The 4,194-nt window shown below is 72.7% G+C and carries 2 protein-coding genes; both read left to right on the forward strand.

What is annotated here, in order from left to right:
* Positions 1–640: 640 nt before the first annotated feature.
* Complete coding sequence (locus ACZ4A5_RS17695) at positions 641–1,468, forward strand: ABC transporter ATP-binding protein (protein ID WP_467584116.1); 828 nt, start codon at positions 641–643, stop codon at positions 1,466–1,468.
* Positions 1,469–1,524: 56 nt separating this feature from the next.
* Entirely contained in the window at positions 1,525–4,056 is a 2,532-nt protein-coding gene (locus tag ACZ4A5_RS17700; protein WP_467584118.1) for an ABC transporter permease, read from the forward strand.
* Positions 4,057–4,194 lie beyond the last annotated feature (138 nt).

Genomic DNA, 4,194 nt, shown 5'->3' on the forward strand with positions numbered 1-4,194 from the left:
CTCCGCGCCGCCCTCCGTCTCGACCGCCTCGAGCGGCCGCTCCAGCAGGTCGCACTGAGTGCCCCGAAAACGCACCGCGTTCCAGAACCCCACCCTCCAGCCCCACCCCCTCCCACCGGAGAGCACGTGCGGGACGTATCCGCTTCAGGGTTCGCATTCAGCCCGTTGGGGGCACCTCTGGGGGCACCCCCGGACGGAGTCTGGGGGAGGTAGCTGGGGGAGATTGAGGACAACGCGGCGAAGCCGTGTTGCGGGGGTCTGGGGGCTTGCCCCCAGTTTCGGGAAGGGGCGGGTAGGGGAAAAAGCCCGCCGCAGGCGTTCACCCACCCGCCGCCGGGGCCTGGGGCGCGAGCCCCCGCGCGGCGGAGCCGCACATCAGATGCAGCCGGGAAGGGCCGGGGCCGGGGAAAGCCCGCCGCAGGCGCCACCGCCCCCCCTCAGGATGACCGCCTACATCTCCGGTACTACGGCCGCCAACCGCCCTCGCCCTCCAGACCACCCCACAAACGAGCCGTACGGCTGAGGCCCACCCCACCCCCGCCACCCAGAATTGGAGGAGTTGATTCCGGCCATTGCGGGGCCCCGCAACCCGAACCCCCGGCAACCCGTACCCCGCACCCACCCCCTCCGGAGGAGCCCCGTGTCGCACGCGGCCGCAGTCCCCCTCGGCGCCCAGCCCGTCGCCCCCGTCACTCCCGCCCGCGTGGCCGCCCGTGCCACCGGCCTGAGCAAGATCTATGGGCAGGGGGAGACCGAGGTGCGCGCGCTGGACGCCGTCTCCGTGGAGTTCCGCCGCGGTGAGTTCACCGCGATCATGGGGCCCTCCGGGTCCGGCAAGTCGACGCTGATGCACTGCATGGCGGGGCTCGACTCGGTCTCCGCCGGTTCCGCGCAGATCGGTGACGTCGAGCTCGCGTCGCTCGGGGACCGGCAGCTGACCAGGCTCCGCCGGGACCGGATCGGCTTCGTCTTCCAGGCGTTCAACCTCCTCCCGACGCTGACCGCGCTGGAGAACATCACCCTGCCCATGGACATCGCGGGCCGTAAGCCGGACGCCCAGTGGCTCAACATGGTCGTCGACACCGTCGGCCTCTCCGGGCGGCTCGCGCACCGGCCGAGCCAGCTGTCCGGCGGCCAGCAGCAGCGCGTGGCCGTGGCCCGCGCGCTCGCCGCGCAGCCCGAGATCATCTTCGCGGACGAGCCGACCGGCAACCTCGACTCCCGCTCCGGCGCCGAACTCCTCGGCTTCCTCCAGGAGTCCGTGCGCGCCCTCCAGCAGACGGTCGTCATGGTCACCCACGACCCGGTCGCCGCCTCCTACGCCGACCGAGTGATCTTCCTCGCCGACGGCCGCCTCGTCGACGAGATGCGCGAGCCCACGGCGGAAGCGGTCCTGGACCGCATGCGGCGTTTTCCCGGGGGGAACCCCCGGACCCCCGAATTCGACGCCAAGGGCCGGACGAGCTGAGCGACGGCTCCCACCGCTCCGCAGGCCACCCCTTCCGCTCCGGACCAGGACCGACCATGTTCCGCACCGCCCTGCGCAACCTCCTCGCGCACAAAACCCGGCTGATGATGACCGCGCTCGCGGTCCTCCTCGGCACCGCCTTCGTCTCCGGCACGCTCGTCTTCAGCGACTCCGTCGGCAGCGCGTTCCGCGCCAAGACGGCCAAGAGCCTCGACGACGTCGCCGTCTCCGTGACCCCCGGCCCGCCTCGCACCGGCTCCAAGGACGGCGTCCTCGACGCGGGGGTGGTCGACAAGGTCCGCGCGCTGCCCGGCGTCACCTCCGTACGTCCCTCGGTCGGTGGCGTCGTCACCGTCGCCGACAAGCACGACAACCCCGCGGGCAGCGAGTGGGGCAGCTCCGGCGCCAACTACGTACCGGGCGAGGACGGCCAGGACAGCCGCTATCCGCTGAAGTCCGGCCGGGGGCCCGCGGCCGCCGGTGAGATCGTCCTCGACACCAAGACCGCGGAGAAGACCGGCGCGAAGCTCGGTGACACCGTGCGGTTCGCGATCGACGGGCCGGTCATGACCAAGAAGCTGGTCGGCACGGTCGCCACGGACGACCCGCGGGTGGGCGCGGGCGGCAGCCTCGCGCTCTTCGACACCGCCACCGCGCAGAAGCTCTTCGGCAAGCCGGGCGAGTTCGGCGAACTCGTCGTCTCCGCCGCCCCCGGCAACGACCAGAACGCGCTGACCCGCGAGGTCAGGGCCGCCCTGCCCGCCGGCTTCGAGGCGCAGAGCGGCAAGGAGCTGGCCGCGCAGCAGGCCAAGGCCATCGACCGGGAGACCAGCTCGATCCGGAAGACGCTTCTCGTCTTCGCCGGCATCTCGCTGTTCGTCGGCGTCTTCATCATCGCCAACACCTTCACCATGCTCATCGCCCAGCGCACCCGGGAGATCGCGCTGCTGCGCGCGGTGGGTGCCTCGCGCCGTCAGGTCGTGCGGTCCGTGCTGGTCGAGGCGGGCCTGCTGGGGCTGGTCGCCTCCGCAGCGGGCTTCCTCCTCGGCCTCGGCATAGCCGTCGGCCTGCGGTCGGTGCTCAACGTGGGCGGCGCCGAACTCCCCGACGGGCCCCTCGTCGTGGAGCCCACCGCCGTCGCGTCCGCCCTCGGCGTCGGCGTCCTGGTGACCGTCCTCGCCGCGTGGCTGCCGTCCCGCAAGGCCGCGCGGATCGCGCCGGTCGAGGCCCTCGCCGCCGTCGACCAGGCGCCCGCGCCCCGCGGCCTCGTCGTACGCAACTCCATCGGCGCCGTCCTCACCGCCCTCGGCGTGGCCGCCATGCTGCACGTCACCACCCTGCGCGACAGCGGTGGACTGACCATCGCCATGGCGGGCTCCGCGCTCACCCTCGCGGGCGTGATCGTGCTGGCGCCGCTGCTCTCCCGCCCGTTCGTCGCCCTTTTCGGCAAGGTGACCGGCCGGCTGACCGGCATCAGCGGCAAGCTCGCCAAGGAGAACGCGCTGCGCAACCCGCGCCGCACCGCCGCCACCGCCTCCGCGCTGATGATCGGCCTCACCCTGATCACGGGCCTGACGGTGACCGCCGTCTCGGCCGACCAGGGCGTGGACCGGATGGGCAAGCAGGACCTCACCGCCGACTACAAGGTCAGCTCGACCAGTTACCTCGGCCTCTCGCCCGACGTGGCCAAGAAGCTCGCCGGACAGCCCGGCGTCGCCGCCGCGGTCCCGCTGCGCATGGCCGGCTTCCAGTCGGACGGCGAGCCCACCGGCATCCAGACCGGCGACCTCGCCGCCCTCGGCGAGATCACTGACCTGCGCGTGACCAGCGGCTCCCTCGCGGACGTGCGTGGCAAGGACACCGTCGCCGTCTCCCAGCCGTACGCCGAGAAGCACGGTCTGAGGATCGGCTCCACCCTGCCGATGGACTTCTATCGCGGCGGCACCGCGAAGCCGCGCGTCGTCGCGGTCTACGCCGAGAACGACGTACTCGTCGAGACCCTCGCCGCCCCCGCCCTCGTCGACCCGCTCCTCGACCGCGTACGCGACGACGCCGTCTACCTCAAGGCCGCCCCCGGCCGGGCGGCCGAGCTGCCCGCCGAGGTCAAGAAGACGATGGGCGGCAACCCCATCATCAAGGTCGAGAGCCAGGACGACCTGCGCCGTGAGTCGGCGGGGAGCATCGACTCGGTCCTCTACATGCTCTACGGGCTGCTCGGCATGGCCGTCGTCATCGCCGTCATCGGCGTCGTCAACACCCTGGCCATGTCGGTCTTCGAGCGCACCCGAGAGATCGGCATGCTCCGCGCGATCGGCCTCGCCCGCACCGGCGTCAAGCGGATGGTCCGCCTGGAATCCGTCATGATCGCGATGTTCGGCGCGGTCCTCGGCGTGGCCGTGGGCACCTTCCTCGCCTGGTCCGGCGGCCACCTCCTCCGCTCGTCCTTCCCCACGTACGAGATGGTCGTGCCGTGGGCTCGCATCGCGGTCTTCCTGCTGCTGGCGCTGGCGGTGGGCGTCCTGGCGGCGGTGTGGCCGGCGCGGCGGGCTTCGCGGCTGAATGTGCTGGAGTCGATCGGGTCGCAGTGATCCGATTCCTTACGGGATCGGGGGGGGGGGGGGGGGGAGGGGGGGGGGGGGGGGGGGGGGCGGGGGGGGGGGGGTGGGGGGGGGGGGGGGGGGGGGGGGGGGGGGGTGGGGAGGGAGGGCGAAAGGGAGAGAGAAGGC

Source organism: Streptomyces sp. NPDC025618 (genome assembly GCF_055558795.1).